General features: G+C 71.8%; 12 protein-coding genes. 5 read left to right on the top strand and 7 right to left on the bottom strand.

All coding sequences use genetic code 11. The annotated features are described in order from the left end of the window. Positions 1–10: 10 nt before the first annotated feature. On the bottom strand, positions 11–568 hold the full coding sequence (locus HCK04_RS03310) for a transglycosylase SLT domain-containing protein (RefSeq protein ID WP_240970904.1): 558 nt from the start codon (positions 566–568) through the stop codon (positions 11–13). Between the two features lie 318 nt (positions 569–886). Between HCK04_RS03310 and HCK04_RS03305 the strand changes: the two genes are divergently transcribed. Beyond that, positions 887–1,375: a glutathione peroxidase gene (locus HCK04_RS03305; RefSeq protein ID WP_142645384.1), complete on the top strand. Its 489-nt coding sequence runs from the start codon at positions 887–889 to the stop codon at positions 1,373–1,375. Here HCK04_RS03305 and HCK04_RS03300 read toward each other — a convergent pair. Further along, a complete protein-coding gene (locus HCK04_RS03300) occupies positions 1,365–2,354 on the bottom strand; it encodes a LacI family DNA-binding transcriptional regulator (protein WP_260617063.1) in 990 nt (329 codons plus the stop codon). The genes HCK04_RS03305 and HCK04_RS03300 overlap by 11 nt on opposite strands. 136 nt (positions 2,355–2,490) lie before the next feature. Between HCK04_RS03300 and ugpC the strand changes: the two genes are divergently transcribed. Beyond that, positions 2,491–3,711, top strand: a complete 1,221-nt coding sequence (gene ugpC / locus HCK04_RS03295) for a sn-glycerol-3-phosphate ABC transporter ATP-binding protein UgpC (protein ID WP_142645382.1) — start codon at positions 2,491–2,493, stop codon at positions 3,709–3,711. Positions 3,712–3,717: 6 nt separating this feature from the next. Here the strand turns inward: ugpC and HCK04_RS03290 are convergent, their stop codons facing one another. Then, the gene (locus tag HCK04_RS03290) at positions 3,718–4,761 is read right to left on the bottom strand and encodes a hypothetical protein (RefSeq protein WP_168065608.1); all 1,044 of its coding nucleotides are present in this window, start codon (positions 4,759–4,761) and stop codon (positions 3,718–3,720) included. After that, positions 4,758–5,927: a glycosyltransferase gene (locus tag HCK04_RS03285; protein WP_142645380.1), complete on the bottom strand. Its 1,170-nt coding sequence runs from the start codon at positions 5,925–5,927 to the stop codon at positions 4,758–4,760. Before HCK04_RS03285 ends, HCK04_RS03290 begins: the two co-directional genes overlap by 4 nt. Before the next feature lie 166 nt (positions 5,928–6,093). Between HCK04_RS03285 and HCK04_RS03280 the strand changes: the two genes are divergently transcribed. Then, complete coding sequence (locus HCK04_RS03280) at positions 6,094–7,332, top strand: nucleotide sugar dehydrogenase (protein WP_142645379.1); 1,239 nt, start codon at positions 6,094–6,096, stop codon at positions 7,330–7,332. A gap of 1 nt (position 7,333) precedes the next feature. Here HCK04_RS03280 and HCK04_RS03275 read toward each other — a convergent pair whose 3' ends face one another. Together HCK04_RS03275 and HCK04_RS03270 are read right to left on the bottom strand one after the other, a co-directional pair. Continuing rightward, positions 7,334–8,083, bottom strand: a complete 750-nt coding sequence (locus HCK04_RS03275) for an SDR family oxidoreductase (protein ID WP_142645378.1) — start codon at positions 8,081–8,083, stop codon at positions 7,334–7,336. Between the two features lie 52 nt (positions 8,084–8,135). Further along, positions 8,136–8,462, bottom strand: a complete 327-nt coding sequence (locus HCK04_RS03270) for a carboxymuconolactone decarboxylase family protein (RefSeq protein WP_142645377.1) — start codon at positions 8,460–8,462, stop codon at positions 8,136–8,138. Between the two features lie 436 nt (positions 8,463–8,898). On the opposite strand from HCK04_RS03270, the gene HCK04_RS03265 reads away from it, so the two are divergent. Further along, a complete protein-coding gene (locus HCK04_RS03265) occupies positions 8,899–9,567 on the top strand; it encodes a hypothetical protein (protein WP_142645376.1) in 669 nt (222 codons plus the stop codon). Positions 9,568–9,580: 13 nt separating this feature from the next. Then, positions 9,581–12,550, top strand: coding sequence for an AAA family ATPase (locus tag HCK04_RS03260; RefSeq protein ID WP_142645375.1), 2,970 nt, complete (start codon positions 9,581–9,583; stop codon positions 12,548–12,550). A 376-nt stretch (positions 12,551–12,926) separates the two neighbouring features. Here the strand turns inward: HCK04_RS03260 and HCK04_RS03255 are convergent, their stop codons facing one another. Next, positions 12,927–14,432 carry an aldehyde dehydrogenase family protein gene (locus HCK04_RS03255; RefSeq protein ID WP_142645374.1) on the bottom strand — a complete coding sequence of 502 codons (1,506 nt, stop codon included), beginning with the start codon at positions 14,430–14,432 and terminating at the stop codon, positions 12,927–12,929. Between the last annotated feature and the right edge of the window lie 12 nt (positions 14,433–14,444).

Below are 14,444 nucleotides of genomic sequence, written 5' to 3'. Positions count from 1 at the left end.
CTCCGCCGGGTCAGTACCAGTTGTGGGACCGGAAGTGGCCCCACGCGCCGCACGGCGAGCCGTATCGGCCCTTGATGTATCGCAGCCCCCACTTGATCTGGGTCTGCGGGTTGAACCGCCAGTCGTTGCCGGCGTAGCCCATCTTGTGACCGGGCAGCGCCTGCGGGATGCCGTAGGCGCCCGAGCCCGGGTTGTAGGCCCGGTGATTCCAGTTGCTCTCCCTGGTCCAGAGGCTGTCGAGGCACTGGAACTGCTCGCCCGACCAGGTGTTGCGGGTGACGAGCCGGAAGGCGTACGCCTTGCTGCGGAGCTTCGCCGGCGCCCGGCGGAACCGCGGCGGCTGTGCCGTCACCGGCGTCTTCCACACTCCGACGTGGATGACGGGCCGCACGCTCTCTCCGGTGCGTGCCGTCTCCCCGGTCTGCGCCGTCTCTCCGGTCTGCGCCGTCTCTCCGGTCCCGGCCTGGGCGGCCCACTCGCCGGCCCAGGCCACTCCGCTTCCGCCACCGGCGACGGTGGCCGCGATGACGGCGGCGACTGTGCTGCGTAGAACGCTGTTGCTGTCCAAATCGGTCCTTGTCGTCGGGTCGCGTGCGGAAGGCGGGCGCGCGTGCGCCCGCCGCGCGGTCGCGCGCCCATGGCGTGGGCGCCGCCGTCCGCTCGGCCCGCACCGGATCATCAAGAGCTTCCGGCGGGCACCGCGACGGGTCCTCACGCGGATTGAAATACGGCCGCCCGCCTTCGCGACGGCATCTGCGGCACGCCGCGGACGGTTCTTTGCCGATCCGCCCCCCAACGCCGACCCTTCCACGAGGCGCGGCTTACCGTGCGCGGCGCGGCACGCCCTGCGGCGAGACCGCACGCGACGCTCGTTTAGGGTGCGGACATGAGCGTTCTCAACATTCCGGTGACCACGATCGACGGCGAGAGCACGACCCTCGGCGATCTGCTCGGCGGCGGGGCCGCCCTGGTGGTCAACGTGGCGTCCAGGTGCGGGCTGACCCCGCAATACGAGGGCCTGGTCGCCCTCCACAAGGCGTACGCCGGGAAGGGCTTCACGGTCGTCGGCGTGCCCTGCAACCAGTTCATGGGCCAGGAGCCCGGCTCGGCGGAGGAGATCAAGGAGTTCTGCTCCACGACGTACGGCGTGGACTTCCCCCTGCTGGAGAAGACCGAGGTCAACGGCCCGGACCGGCACCCCCTGTACGCCGAGCTGACCGCGACCCCCGACACGGAGGGCGAGGCGGGCGACATCCAGTGGAACTTCGAGAAGTTCCTCGTCGCCGCCGACGGCCAGGTGGTCGCCCGGTTCCGCCCCCGCGTGGTCCCCGAGGCCCCGGAGATCGCCGAGGCGATCGAGAAGGTCATCTCCTAGCCGACGCCTTCGGCCCGCAGCTCGCCCGCACGACGAGCTGGGTGGGCAGCGTGACGGCAGGAGGGCGCCTGCCCTGCCGGAACACCAGTTCGGCGGCGCGGTAGCCGATGTCCTGGGCCGGCTGGGAGATCACCGTCAGCGGCGGGGAGCACAGCTCGGCCCAGGGCACGTCGTCGAACATGATGAGCGACACGTCCCTCGGGATGCGCACGTCCAGCTCGCGAGCGGCCAGCACGGCCGCCTCACCGAGCACGTTGCCGCCCGCGATCACCGCCGTGACGTCGGCGCGGTGCTGGAGCAGGCCCGCGGCGGCCGCGTACGCGGAGTCGCGGCTCGACCGGGCGTGCACGACCAGATCCCGGTCGGCCGGCAGGCCCAGCGAGGCGATCGCCGAGGTGAACGCGGCGACCCGCTGCGACTGGCCGTGCCTGCCGAGGTAGGCGATCTTCCGGTGGCCCAGCCCGGCCAGGTATTCCACGGCCGTCAGCACCCCGGCCCGGTCGTCGGGCACCACGCTGGGCACGTCGGCGCGCACCCGCCGGTCGGCGAACACGACGTTGAGCCCGGCGCGCAGCGCGGGCCCCCACATCTCGCCGTCCCCGGACGGCACCGCGATGAGCCGGTCCATGCTCTGCTCGATGAGCGTGCCGATCAGCTCGGCCTCCCGCTCGGGATCGTCGCCGGTGACCCCCACCGTGACCGGCTCGCCGTACGAGCGGGCGCAGGAGAGCACACCGTCGGCCAGCCGCGCGTAGAAGCTGTCGGTGATGTCGGGGACCAGCAGCCCGATGCCGCCCGTCCGCTGGCGCCTCAGGTTGCGTCCGAGCGCGCTCGGCCGGTAGTCGAGCCGCGCCGCCGCGGCGAGCACCTTCTCGCGGGTCTCCGCGCTCGCCGAGCCGCCCGACAGGACACGGGACACGGTGGCCACCCCGACCCCGGCGGCCTCCGCCACTTCCTTGATGGTTATCCGTCGCTGCACTGGACCACTCATGGAAACGATTCCACCATGGTTCCATGGGTCTTGCTACCGAAATCTTGACAATAGGCGGTATTTCACGGGAGAGTCATGAAAACGTATCCACATCATCTTGGCTCGGGAACGCGAAGGACTGGGGATGGCTTCAATCGTTCTGAACAACGTCGACAAGATCTACGCGGGCGGGGTGAAGGCCGTGAACGGCCTCAACCTGGAGATCAAGGACGGCGAGTTCATGGTGCTGGTCGGCCCGTCGGGTTGTGGCAAGTCCACCGCCCTGCGGATGATCGCCGGTCTGGAGGACATCAGCGGCGGCGAGATCGTCATCGGTGACCGTGTCGTGAACCACCTTCCCCCGAAGGACCGCGACATCGCCATGGTCTTCCAGAACTACGCGCTCTACCCGCACATGACCGTCGAGGAGAACCTCGCCTTCGGCCTCAAGCTGCGCAAGATGTCGAAGCCGGAGATCCAGAAGCGGGTCAACGAGGCCGCCCGCATGCTCGGCCTCGAGCAGTACCTCAAGCGCAAGCCGGCCGCCCTGTCCGGTGGTCAGCGCCAGCGTGTCGCGATGGGCCGCGCCATCGTCCGCGAGCCCCAGGCCTTCCTCATGGACGAGCCGCTGTCCAACCTGGACGCCAAGCTCCGCGTCTCCATGCGCGCCTCGCTGAACCAGCTGCACGAGCGCCTGGGCGTCACCACGGTGTACGTCACCCACGACCAGGTCGAGGCCATGACCCTCGGCGACCGCGTCTGCGTCCTGCGCGACGGCGTGCTCCAGCAGGTGGACACCCCGCAGAACCTGTTCGACGACCCGGTCAACCTGTTCGTCGCGGGCTTCATGGGCTCCCCGGCCATGAACTTCACCTACGCCGAGCTGGTCCGCGACAACGGCGGCGCGGCCGTGGCCTTCGCCGGCTACCGCCTCCCCGTCCCCGACTCGACCTTCGCGGAGAAGCCGGGCCTCGACCGCTACATCGGCCGCAAGATCATCCTCGGCATCCGGCCCTCCGACTTCGAGGACGCCGGTTCGGCCAGCGGCAACAGCGCCGGGTGGGTGCGCATCCCGGTCCGCGCCAACGTCACCGAGGAGCTGGGCTCGGAGATCAACGTCCTGTTCACGATCGACGCCCCGCCGGTCGAGCACAAGGACACCGTGGCCGCCGCCCACGACGGCGACGACGAGGAGACGACGCTGCCGCTGACCGGCGACAAGTCGCTGTGGACCGCGCGTGTCAACGCCCGCAGCCACGTCCGTCCCGGCCAGGAGATCGAGCTCGTCGTCGACACGCACAACCTGCACTTCTTCGACGTCGACTCGGGCCTGTCCATCGGCCACGAGGCCAACATCGGCCGCTGATCCCGGTCACCCCCGCCGCACGACGCGCGGCGGGGGATTTCCGGCCGCGGAGCGCGGGGGCGGCACAGGCCCGCGCGGCCGGTCGTCGCCGGCCGTCATCCGCGACGATGCCCACCTCGCACGCTCGGAATGGTCGTGCCGGAGGCGCGTGAAGAGGCCGTGCCTGAGGGGCGTGCAGCAGAGCACCGCGGCGGCGGTCGCGGCGGTGGCCGTGGCCGCGGCGCCCGCGGGCACCCAGCCGAGCGCGACCGCGAGCCCGGCCGTCCCGGTGCCGGCCGAGACGCCGCACAGCGCGGGCGCCGCCTTCCGCGCCGGTCCGGTCGCCCGGCTCGCCCGCCGGGCCTCCCGGCGGGCGGCGTACGCCCCGGCCCCCACGATGGCGGCCAGCGCCGGCAGCAGCAGCCCGGCCGCGATCACGGCCGTGCCGCGCCCGGCCGTCAGCCCGGCGGCCGTGCAGGTCAGGACGAACCCGGCGAACAGCGACCCGGACGGACCGAGCCGTGCCCTGCCCCGCGCTCTGCCGTACGGGATGGCGCCGAGGCACGCCCCGGTCAGGGCGGCCGGGAGCACCGCGAGTGCCGGGTCGCCCAGCACGAGCGCCGTCACGGAGAGGAACGCGCCGGTGACGGCGGCGACCGCGGCCAGCGCGCCGCCGAGCCGGTCGAGCAGCCCGTACGCGTTGGTCATCGCGACGATCCACATCACGCTGACCGGGCCGTCGAGCCAGTCGCCCGTCAGCGTCACCTGGACGCCGCACAGCACGACACCGCCCGCCGCGAGCGACTCCACGATGAGCCGCGTGACGAGCGGCAGCGCGCCCACGTCGGCGATGAGGCCGAGCAACGCCACGGCCGCGGCGGCCAGCAGGATCGCGCTCACCCACCGGTCCGGCGCGCCGTACGCCGTCATCAGGGCGCCCGCCGTGGCCGCCGCGAGCGCCATCCCGGTCAGGTAGGGCGCCATGCGCCGCACCGGGCGCAGGCACACGGCGGAGAGCAGGCAGGCGACCGCTCCCGCGAGCGCGGGCGCCAGTGCCGGAAAGGGCGTCATCGGCTGCCCACCTCCGATCGCGTCGCGCCGCGCAGCGTCCGATAGAGGGCCTCGGTGTCGGCCACCAGCCGGTCCACGCAGAACGCCCGGCCCGTCCATGTCCGGGCCGACTCGCCCATCCGCCGCGCCAGGCCGGGGTCCACCAGCAGCCGTACGAGGCGGTCGGCGATCTCGTCCGGGTCGGGCTCGGTCAGGAATCCCGTGCGATGGTCCATGACGACCTCGGGAACGCTGCCGACACGCGTGGCCACCACCGGCAGGCCCGCCATGCCGGCCTCCACGAGCGCCAGCGGCGTGCCCTCGCTGTCGGAGGTGAGCAGCACCACGTCGGCCGCGGCGTACACGGTCTCGACGTCGCGCCGCCAGCCGAGCAGCCGGAAGGACTCCCACATCGGCATGACGGCCCGCTCCACCTCCTCCTTCAGCTCACCGCTGCCGCAGACGAGGAACCGGGCGCCGGGCAGCCGGGCCAGCACCGCCTTGGCGACCTCCGCGAGCCGGTCGGGCCGTTTGGTCTTCTTCAGCCTGCCGACGTACGCCACGATCGGCGCGTCCAGCGGGACGCCCAGCGAGGCGCGGGCCTGGGAGCGCTCGGGCAGCGGGGCGAGCTCGACGCCCGGCGGGATGACGACGTACTGCTCGGGCCGGCCGATCCCGGCCGCGAGGAGGTCGTCGCGCACCCGGGCGCCGACCGTGACGAGGCGGTCGGTCATCTTCGCCAGCCGGCGCTCCGTGCGGACGTAGGCGGCCCGCCGCAGGCGGGAGAGCTGTCCGTCGAGGAGGTGGCCGTGATAGCTGTGCACCCGGGCGGCCCCGACCCCCGACAGCCGCACCGCGAGGCGGCCGAGCGCACCCGCCTTGGTGGTCCTGGTGTGCACGATATGTGGCTTGAACTCGCGCATCGCGTTCGTCAGCCGGAACAGGGCCCGATAGTCGTCGGCCGGTTTGATCGCGCGGCCGAGGCCCGGCACCCGGTGGACCGGGATCGTCGCGTCGCGAAGCTGCAGGTGGTCGCCTTCGCCTCCGTCGACGTATCCGGTGTAGAGGCGGTGGTCGAACTCCACCGGGCTGAGCCGCTCGCACAACCCCGTGACCTGGGTGGCGGGACCGCTCACGTTCATCCGGGCGATTATTTCCATGACACGAATCCGGTCGTCCGGTTTCATGCTGGCTCCTCCCTGATCATGTCGGAGAAGCTAGTCCGCGGTCCCACTTCCGATTGGGCTCCCGGACGCCGCCGGAAGAGACTTTTCCCTATCCGTACCCAAGCCTTACAGCCGTCCCGTCCGCCAATCCCGGGGGTGGCGGAGGGATCACTCCTACAGTCGTAGCGTGGCGGAGAAGCTGGTGGTCGTGGGCCAGGGCCCGGCCGGGCTGCCCCTGGCGATGCGCGCCGTGGAGGCGGGATTCCGCGTCGTCGGCCTCGACGAGGACGGGTGGCGGGTCAAGCGGCTCAACGCGGGGGAGCCGTGTGCCGAAGGCGTCGGCGCGGACGCGCTCGCCGCCGCGCACGCCTCCGGCAGGTACGCGGCCAGCGCCGACGCGGACGACGCCACCGGGTTCGACGTCTGCGTGCTCACCTCGCCCGTACGGATGCGGGGCGGCGCGCCCGACCTCGGCCCGCTCGGCTCGGCGGTCCGCCGGATCGCCCCGTTCCTGCGGCCGGGGGCGACCGTGGTGCTGGAGGGCACCGCCTATCCCGGCACCACCGAGGAGTTCGTACGGCCGCTGCTCGAACAGGGGTCGGGGCTGCGCGCGGGGGAGGACTTCCATCTGGGCCACAGCCCGCACCGGGCCGAGCCGGGCAACCCGCGCTGGCGGCTCGGCAACACCCCCAAGGTCGTCTCGGGCGTCGACGCGGCCTCGCTGCGGGCGGTGACGGACTTCTACGGCAGGCTCGTGCGGGAGACCGTCCCGGTCTCCTCGCCCCGGGTGTCGGAGATGTGCGCGCTGCTGGAGACCGCCCGCGCGCACGTCGGCGCGGCCCTGGCGAACGAGCTGTCGATCTTCGCCGCGCAACTCGGCGTCGACGTGTGGGAGGCGGTCGAGGCCGCCGCCACCACGCCCTTCGGGCACGCCACCCCGGTGCCCTGCCCGGGGATCGAGGATCCCTGCCTGCCGCTCGACGTGACATACCTGCCGTGGGGGATCCGGCGCGGCGTCGGGCGGGGCTTCCGGCTGATCGAGGCGGCCAACGACGTCAACGCGCACATGCCCGCCCACGTGGTCGACCGGCTCGGCCTCGCGCTGAACCGCAGGTGCCGCTCGATCAGGGGCAGCAGGATCCTGCTGCTGGGGCTTTCGCCCGTCGAGGTCGCCAAGACGCTGTGCCGGCTCGGCGCCCGGGTGCGGGCCGCGGACCCCCGTGCCGACGACCGCTGCCCCGACGATTTCGTCGTACCCGCCGGGGTCGAGGTGGTCGAGCCGGACGCCGCCGAGCTGGCCAGGGCCGACGCGGTCGTCGTGCTCGGCGGGCAGGACTGCTACGACTACGACCTGGTGCAGCGGGCCAGCCGGTTCGTCTTCGACACCCGGGGCCGCTGCCGCGGCCCGAACGTCGAACGGCTGTGACTCAGCGGTAGCGCAGCCTCGCCACGCGGCCGGTCAGGTTGAGCGGCAGGAGCCGGGCGAGCGTCGCGACCGCCTTGTAACGGGCCGACGGGATGCTCACCCACGCCCCGCGCGCCAGGTCGCGCATCGCGTCGGCGGCGACACGGTCGGCCGACAGCCACGCGAAGCGCGGCAGCCCGGACATGTCGAGCTCGGCCCGGTCGTGGAACTCGGTCCGTACGAACCCCGGGCACAGCGCCATGACCCGCACGCCGTGCCGGTTGACGATGTCGGCCGCCGAGGCGCTGTAGTTCACCACCCACGCCTTGCTGGCGCTGTAGGTGCCGCCGGGGAGGAACGCCGCGACCGAGGCCACGTTGATCACGCCGCCCCGCCTCTTCGAGATCATGTACGGCAGGGCCGCCCGGGTCAGCCGCAGCACCGCCTCGCAGTGCAGCCGCAGCATCCGCACCTCGTCCTCCACGGGGGTGTCGAGGAAGCCGCCGTGGTGCCCGAACCCGGCGTTGTTGATCAAAAGGTCGATGCCGGAGGTCAGCCGTCGCTCGGCCGCCGCCATCCCCTCGTCGGTGGCGAGGTCGGCGCGCAGCGGCTCGACCGGCACGCCGTACCGCTTGTGCAGGGCCTCGGCGGAGGCGGCGAGCCGCTCCTGATCACGGGCCACCAGGACCAGGGAGAATCCGTCGGCGGCCAGGCGGCGCGCGAAGGCGGCGCCGATCCCGGCGGTCGCGCCGGTGATGAGTGCGGTGGGCATGACGGCAGCGTACCCACCATGGAGGTCCCCTCGTCCGGCGCCGGAACGGCGCTCACGCCTCGGAGGTGCGGGCGATGAGCTCCTCCACCTTCGCGCTGAGCCGGGCGGCGCGGGGCCACCCGGCGTACAGGGTGAGGAACACGACCGTCTCGCGCAGCTCGGCCGGGCTCAGCTCGCCCGAGCGCAGGGCGGTCTCGAGGTGCAGCTCCAGCATGTCGTCCATGTCCTGGCCGACGAGCAGGCCGAGCAGCAGCAACCGCCGTTCCCTGACCGTGAGGACCTGCCGGGACCACACCTCGGAGAACATGCGCTCCGCCGTCACTCCGAAGAAGCCGTCCGGCCCCTCGCCGGTGCCGTCCTCTTCGTAGACCTGCTTCATCTGCGCCAGCCCTCCCCACGGTGATTCCTGACGTCATGCATCCAGATGTCGTGTTCGGGGCAGTCAGGTGTTACATCGATCCGCTCATCCGACCCCGGCCGATCTCACTACGCGGGTCTTCCGATTGTCATGTCCCGCGTGGGCAAAGCGGATCCCCCGCGCAGGCCGGGACCGCCGGATGTGCCGGAAACCGCTTTCGCCGGTCGCCCTTCGGGGTACGGCATCAAGGGTGGGTCCGCGGCCGATCGGAGCCGGTGGGGCGAGAGGGTCCGGATAACAGGATGAGCCAAGATCCGAGCAAGATTTGGTCTAGTTTTCCGGCGCGTCGCAGACTTACCGTTGGGAAGGATAGTTGGAAAACGGGCACTACTACCTCGTAGACCCGCAAAGCGGAGGTTGGGCCCTGGTGGAAAGACCGCGGGTAAGGACCGGGGTGGTGGGAACGGTCGTGGGGGCGGCGATGGCCGCCTCTGTGCTGTCCGGCTGTGCCGGCCCCGAATACACCTACGTACGCGACGATACGGGCGGCACCTACTTCAAGGTCCCCGCGTCATGGCGGCAGATCGACCAGAAGACGCTCGACAAGGAACTCTTCGGCGATGCCGACTCCGCCACCGCACAACTCGCGAGGCAGGCGATGTGGACGGCGGCGTTCGACGCCTACGACGAGCCGTCCCTCACGCACCTTGTCCTGGGCTCCGCGGGCAACGACGACAAGCCTTTCGTGTTCGCCAAGGTGCAGAAGCTCAGCGAGGCCGAGCAGAACGCGGCGTCGCTCAATCTGCTGCGTGTCTCCCCTCCGATGCCGGTGCCGCTGACGGAGGAGCAGCAGAAGGAGTTCGAGGCGAGCGGCCTGACGGGGTTCGAGCTGCTCGCCGACGAGGTGCTGCCCATCACGGACGGCGTCCGCGGCGTCCACACCGTCTACAACTACCGCGTGGGAGACACGGTGCAGACGTTCGACAGGACGGCCTACCTGTCGGCGGACGGGACGACGGCGTCCACTCTGCTGATCCGCTGCTCGCCCGCGTGCTACCGCCAGCGGGCCGCCGAGATCGGCACCGTCGTCAAGTCCTTCAAGGTCAAGCACCTCATCAACCCGTGAAGGAGCCCCTCATATGAGTACGGCCCTCCCACCGAAGCACCACGAGGGGCTTCGCGAGCCGGGGTCGGGTCCGGTGGACCGCGACCCGCTCACCAGGAAACGTCTGCCGCTGTGGGACCGGACGAAGTTCCTGATCCTGCTCGCCGTCGCGTTCGGCGTGCTGTACTGGAACGAGATCGCGACGTACGAGGGCATCATCTCCCCTTATGACGCCGCGGTGATGACCGTCCGGAACGCGTCGTGGGTGCTGTGGCTGGCGGGCATCGAGGTGGTCCGGCAGATCCACTTCCTCATCAGCGAGCGCTCGGCCGGCTATCACCGGTTCTGGACGCAGAGGGTCTTCGGCGGCTGGAACCGCTGGTCGCATCGTAGGTTCAACGACTGGAACCGCTACCGCATCTCCCGCGCGATCAAGTGGGCCGTGTGGATCGCGATCATCGCGCTGGTGCTGGGCAAGGTGCAGCAGGTCTCGCCGCTTGAGGCGCTGTACAGCGTGCCGGCCACGGTGTGGGGCTTCCTCCCCATGGTCCTGCAGCTCATGCTGATCATGGTGGTCGCGGTCGGCCAGTTCGTCGCGATCTTCTGGTTCCTGTCGCGGGGCGGCGTCGACGTCTACTACCCCGACGACATCAAGACGCGCTTCTCCGACGTCTGGGGCCAGGACCACGTGGTCGAGCGGGTCAAGGAGAACATCGTCTTCCTGGAGAAGCCGGACGAGATCGAGGCCAGGGGCGGCTACGTGCCCAGCGGCATCCTGCTGTGGGGCCCGCCCGGCACCGGCAAGACGCTCATGGCCGAGGCGGTCGCCGGCTCGACCGGCAAGCCGTACGTGTTCGTCGACCCGGGCGCGTTCATCAACATGTTCTTCGGCGTCGGCGTCCTCAAGGTCAAGTCGCTGTTCCGCAAGCTGCGCAAGCTGGCCCTGCGGTACGGCGGCGTCATCGTGTTCTTCGACGAGGCCGACTCGCTCGGCCGCCGCGGCGCGCTGGCGCAGGGCGGACCCGGCGGCTGGGGCAGGTCGGTCCCGGCGCCGTTCGCCGACTCCGGCTGCAACGGCTTCGCCTACCTCGACCCGCACACCCGTACGGTGCTCGGCCGTCACGCCGCGGGCCCGGCCGCCGAGGCCGCGCCGGCGCGGATGCCGCGCACCGGCGCCTTCGTCAACCGCCTCGTGTACGGCGCGGGCATGGGCGGCGGCGGTGGCGGCATGGGCACGCTGGAGGCGCTGCTCACCGAGATCTCCGGCCTGAAGAAGCCGCGCGGCTTCGTCAACCGCTATGTGCGCAGGCTGCTCGGCATGCGGCCCAAGCCGCCGCCGAAATACCGCATCCTCATCATGATGGCCACCAACCTGCCCGAGGCGCTGGACGACGCCCTGCTGCGGCCCGGCCGCATCGACCGCATCTACAAGGTCGGCTATCCCTCGAAGGCGGGCCGGATCCGCACGTACAAGGGCTACTTCGACAAGGTCAGCCACCAGCTCACCGACGAGCAGATCGACAAGCTCGCCACGATCACGCCGTACGCCACCGGTGCGACCATCAAGGACCTGGTCAACGAGTCGCTGATCACCGCGATCCGGGACGGCCGGGAGACCATCACCTGGTCGGACGTGATGCGGGCCAAGCGGCTCAAGCAGCTCGGGCCGCCCGAGGACGTCGAATACATCGAGCGTGAGCGGCACGCGGTCGCGGTGCACGAGGCGTGCCACGCGGTCGCCGCCTACCGCACCCGCCATCACCTGGAGATCGACCTGGCGACGATCGAGAAGGGCGCCGACTACCTCGGCATGGTGGCCAGCATCAAGCCGGAGGACCAGTTCACCCGGTGGAAGTCGGAGTACGAGGCCGACATCATGGTGTCGCTCGCCTCGCTGGCGGGGGAGCGGATGTTCTTCGGCGAGGACAACTCCTCCGGCGTCTCCGGCGACCTGCAGAGCGCGACCGCGATCACCGGGCTCATGGAGGCCCACTGGGGCATGGGCATCGGGGTGGCGTCGCTGCCGGCGCTGCAGGAGCTCGGCCTGCGCGAGGGCAAGGCGGCCCAGCCGCAGCCGGGAGGCGGCGGCATCGGCTTCACCGGCACTCCGGCGGGCCGGCGCGACGAGATGGTGCCCGACATGCTCCCCGAGCGGATCGAGTTCAACCTCAGCCGGCTGCTGGAGAAGACGGCCGAGCTGCTGCGCGAGAACCGCCGCGAGGTGCTGTCGGTCGCGCACGCGCTGGAGCAGCACAAGACGCTGAACGGCGACGACGTGGTCGCGGTCATCGAGGGCAGGATGGGCCCGCTGATCGACGGCACCGTCTACACCTCCGACGAGTTCTACGAGGAGATCGAGACCTACCACGCGGCCGCGGCGGCGGCCCACAAGGCGCACAGCGAGGTCCCGGTCGAGCTTCCGCTGCCCCGGAGCCGGGTCATCGAGGCGTCGGTCGTGCCGGCGTCCTCGGGCGGCACCGCGCCGGTGCTGGTCGCGCCGCCGCCCAACGGCCTGGCCGGCGGCAACGGGCACACCCCGGCGACGCAGCCGGTCGCCCCGGCGCAGCCGGACTTCGTGCCGTGGAGCGGCTCGCCGCCGCCGGTCGCCCCGGCCCCGCCGTTCGCCCGGTCGTCCGCGGAGCCGTCCCGCGCGTCGTACGGCGCGCTGTGGGCGGTCGTCGGCGTGGTCGTGGCGGTGGTGCTGCTCATGCTCCTGGGCGTGCTGCTGTTCGCCGCGCCGCGGGGCGCGGCCGGCGCGGCGGGCGCCTCCGTCGCGGGCGTGCCCGCGGGCACGGCCGTCCTGCTGGCCGTCGCGCTGGTCGCGGTGATCGGCGGCATCGCGGTCGCGTTCCTGCTGGTCCGCTCCCACCAGGCGGGGCGGCGGCGGGCCGAGGAGGCCAGAGACCGGGCCGCCGAACGCGCGCAGTTGCTCGCGGCGGCCATGGACCCCGAGGTCGCGATGCGGCTGCTCGGCTACGACGGCAGGCGAGGCCCGGAGTCCTGAGCCTGAGACGTCCTGGCCGTCCGGCCCTGCGATCCGATCCCCGGTGGGCGCCGCCCGCCGGGGATCGGCGTTTCCGGGACCGCGTCGGCGATCACCCAGATGGTGACCAAGCCGGAGCGCGTGGGCCTGGTGGAGCGCCACCCGGATCCGTTTCCCGTCCGCGCCACGGCCGCCGGTGCCGCGATCGTGGACGGACGGCGCGCCGAGCGCATGGCCCGGAAGAGGCGCCCGGCGAAGGGCCCGCGGGGGCCGTGGTTCTCCGGCCCAGGCTCTTCCGGTCACGGCTCTTCGAGCCGAGTCCGGGACGTTCTCCCGGGTCCCGGGCAGGACGCCCCGGCCGTGGCCTGGGAGAACGCGCGGTGAACGGTCCTCCGGGTCAGAGGCGGAAGCCCAGATCGGGCGTGATCTCCGCCACGTCCATCTGGGCCTTCTGCAGGCGGCCTGAGTAGTCCCAGTTCATCGCCTGCCAGCGGGTGAACTGGTCGAGCACCCACATGCCGCTCTGCCTGCTGCCGTTGCCCGACCTGCCGTTCCCGCCGAACGGCAGGTGGGCCTCCGCGCCGGAGGTGGAGTTGTTGACGCTGACCATGCCGGCCGACACGCCCTCGCGGAACCGGAACACCGCCTTCGGGTCGGAGGTGTAGATGGACGACGACAGGCCATATCCGGGCCGGTTGGCCAGGTCGATCGCCTCGTCGAGAGTGGCGAACGTCGTCACGCCCACGATCGGACCGAACGTCTCCTCCAGGAACAGCCGGTCATCGGGACGGACGCCGTCCACCACCACGGGGTGGTAGTAGAGGCCCTCGCCGTCCATCCGGCCGACCGGGCCCGGCAGCACGGTGTGGTGCGGCTGGATCCAGCCCAGGTATTCCTCGTAACGCTCGGCGAACTTGTGGTCGAGCAGCGGGCCGTACAGCACGTCGCCGTTCGGGTCGCCGATCTTCGCGTCGCGCACGAGGGCGGTGAACCGGCGCAGGAACTCGTCGTGGACGTCCTCGTGCACGATGACCGTGCCGAGGGAGGTGCACCGCTGACCGGCGGTGCCGAAGCCGGAGAACAGCGCGCCCTCGGCGGCGAGATCGAGATCGGCGTCCGGCATGACGACCATCGGGTTCTTGCCGCCGAGCTCCAGGCAGGGCGACTGCAGGTGCCGCCCGCACAGCTCGCCGATGGCCCGGCCGACCGCGCTCGACCCGGTGAAGCCGACCTTCTGCACGGTGCCCTCGCCGAGCGCGCGGTCGAGTCCCGCGTACGTCTGCTCGCCGTCGGCGAAGACGATGTTGAGCACGCCGTCGGGCAGCCCGGCCGCCGCGAACAGCCGATAGAGCGCGTGCGCGGAGGCCGCGGCGTATTCGGCCGGCTTCCACACCACCGCGTTGCCGCACAGCAGCGCCGGGACCAGATACCACGAGGGGACCGCCACCGGGAAGTTGCCCGCGGTCACGACCGCCGCCACGCCGACCGGGACGCGGAAGGTGAACAGGCTCTTGTCGGGCATCTCCGACGGCACGGTCTGCCCGTAGAGGCGGCGGCCCTCGCCCAGGAAGAAGTCGCAGGTGTCCACGATCTCGCGGACCTCGCCCAGCGCCTCGGCGTACGGCTTGCCGATCTCCTCGGTCACCAGCCGGGCCAGCGCCTCGGTGTTGGCCTCGACCAGGCGGCCGATCGAGGCGATCACCCGGCCGCGCACCGGAGCGGGGACGCGCGCCCACTCCCGCTGGGCGACCGACGCGGCGCGGCTGGCGCCGGCGAAGTCGTCCGCGCCGGCGAGCAGGACGGTCGCCACCGTCTCCGCGGGCCGCGCCGGGTTGACGGACTCGTACGGCGTGCCCGAAGCGAGCTCCTCACCCGCGACGACGGAAACGATCTGCACAGCCACCGCTGACCTCCG

Origin of the sequence: Microbispora sp. CL1-1 (assembly GCF_012034195.1) — a bacterium.
GTDB lineage: Bacteria > Actinomycetota > Actinomycetes > Streptosporangiales > Streptosporangiaceae > Microbispora.
The sequence above is the reverse complement of the archived record's forward strand: the minus strand, read 5'-3'. Positions and strand labels throughout refer to the sequence as shown.

Excerpts from the sequence above, each read along its gene's own strand:
- HCK04_RS03305 (WP_142645384.1), top strand. The coding sequence starts at position 887 with ATGAGCGTTCTCAACATTCCGGTGACCACGATCGACGGCGAGAGCACG.
- ugpC (WP_142645382.1), top strand. The coding sequence starts at position 2,491 with ATGGCTTCAATCGTTCTGAACAACGTCGACAAGATCTACGCGGGCGGG.
- HCK04_RS03290 (WP_168065608.1), bottom strand. The coding sequence starts at position 4,761 with ATGACGCCCTTTCCGGCACTGGCGCCCGCGCTCGCGGGAGCGGTCGCC.
- HCK04_RS03285 (WP_142645380.1), bottom strand. The coding sequence starts at position 5,927 with ATGAAACCGGACGACCGGATTCGTGTCATGGAAATAATCGCCCGGATG.
- HCK04_RS03275 (WP_142645378.1), bottom strand. The coding sequence starts at position 8,083 with ATGCCCACCGCACTCATCACCGGCGCGACCGCCGGGATCGGCGCCGCC.
- HCK04_RS03270 (WP_142645377.1), bottom strand. The coding sequence starts at position 8,462 with ATGAAGCAGGTCTACGAAGAGGACGGCACCGGCGAGGGGCCGGACGGC.
- HCK04_RS03260 (WP_142645375.1), top strand. The coding sequence starts at position 9,581 with ATGAGTACGGCCCTCCCACCGAAGCACCACGAGGGGCTTCGCGAGCCG.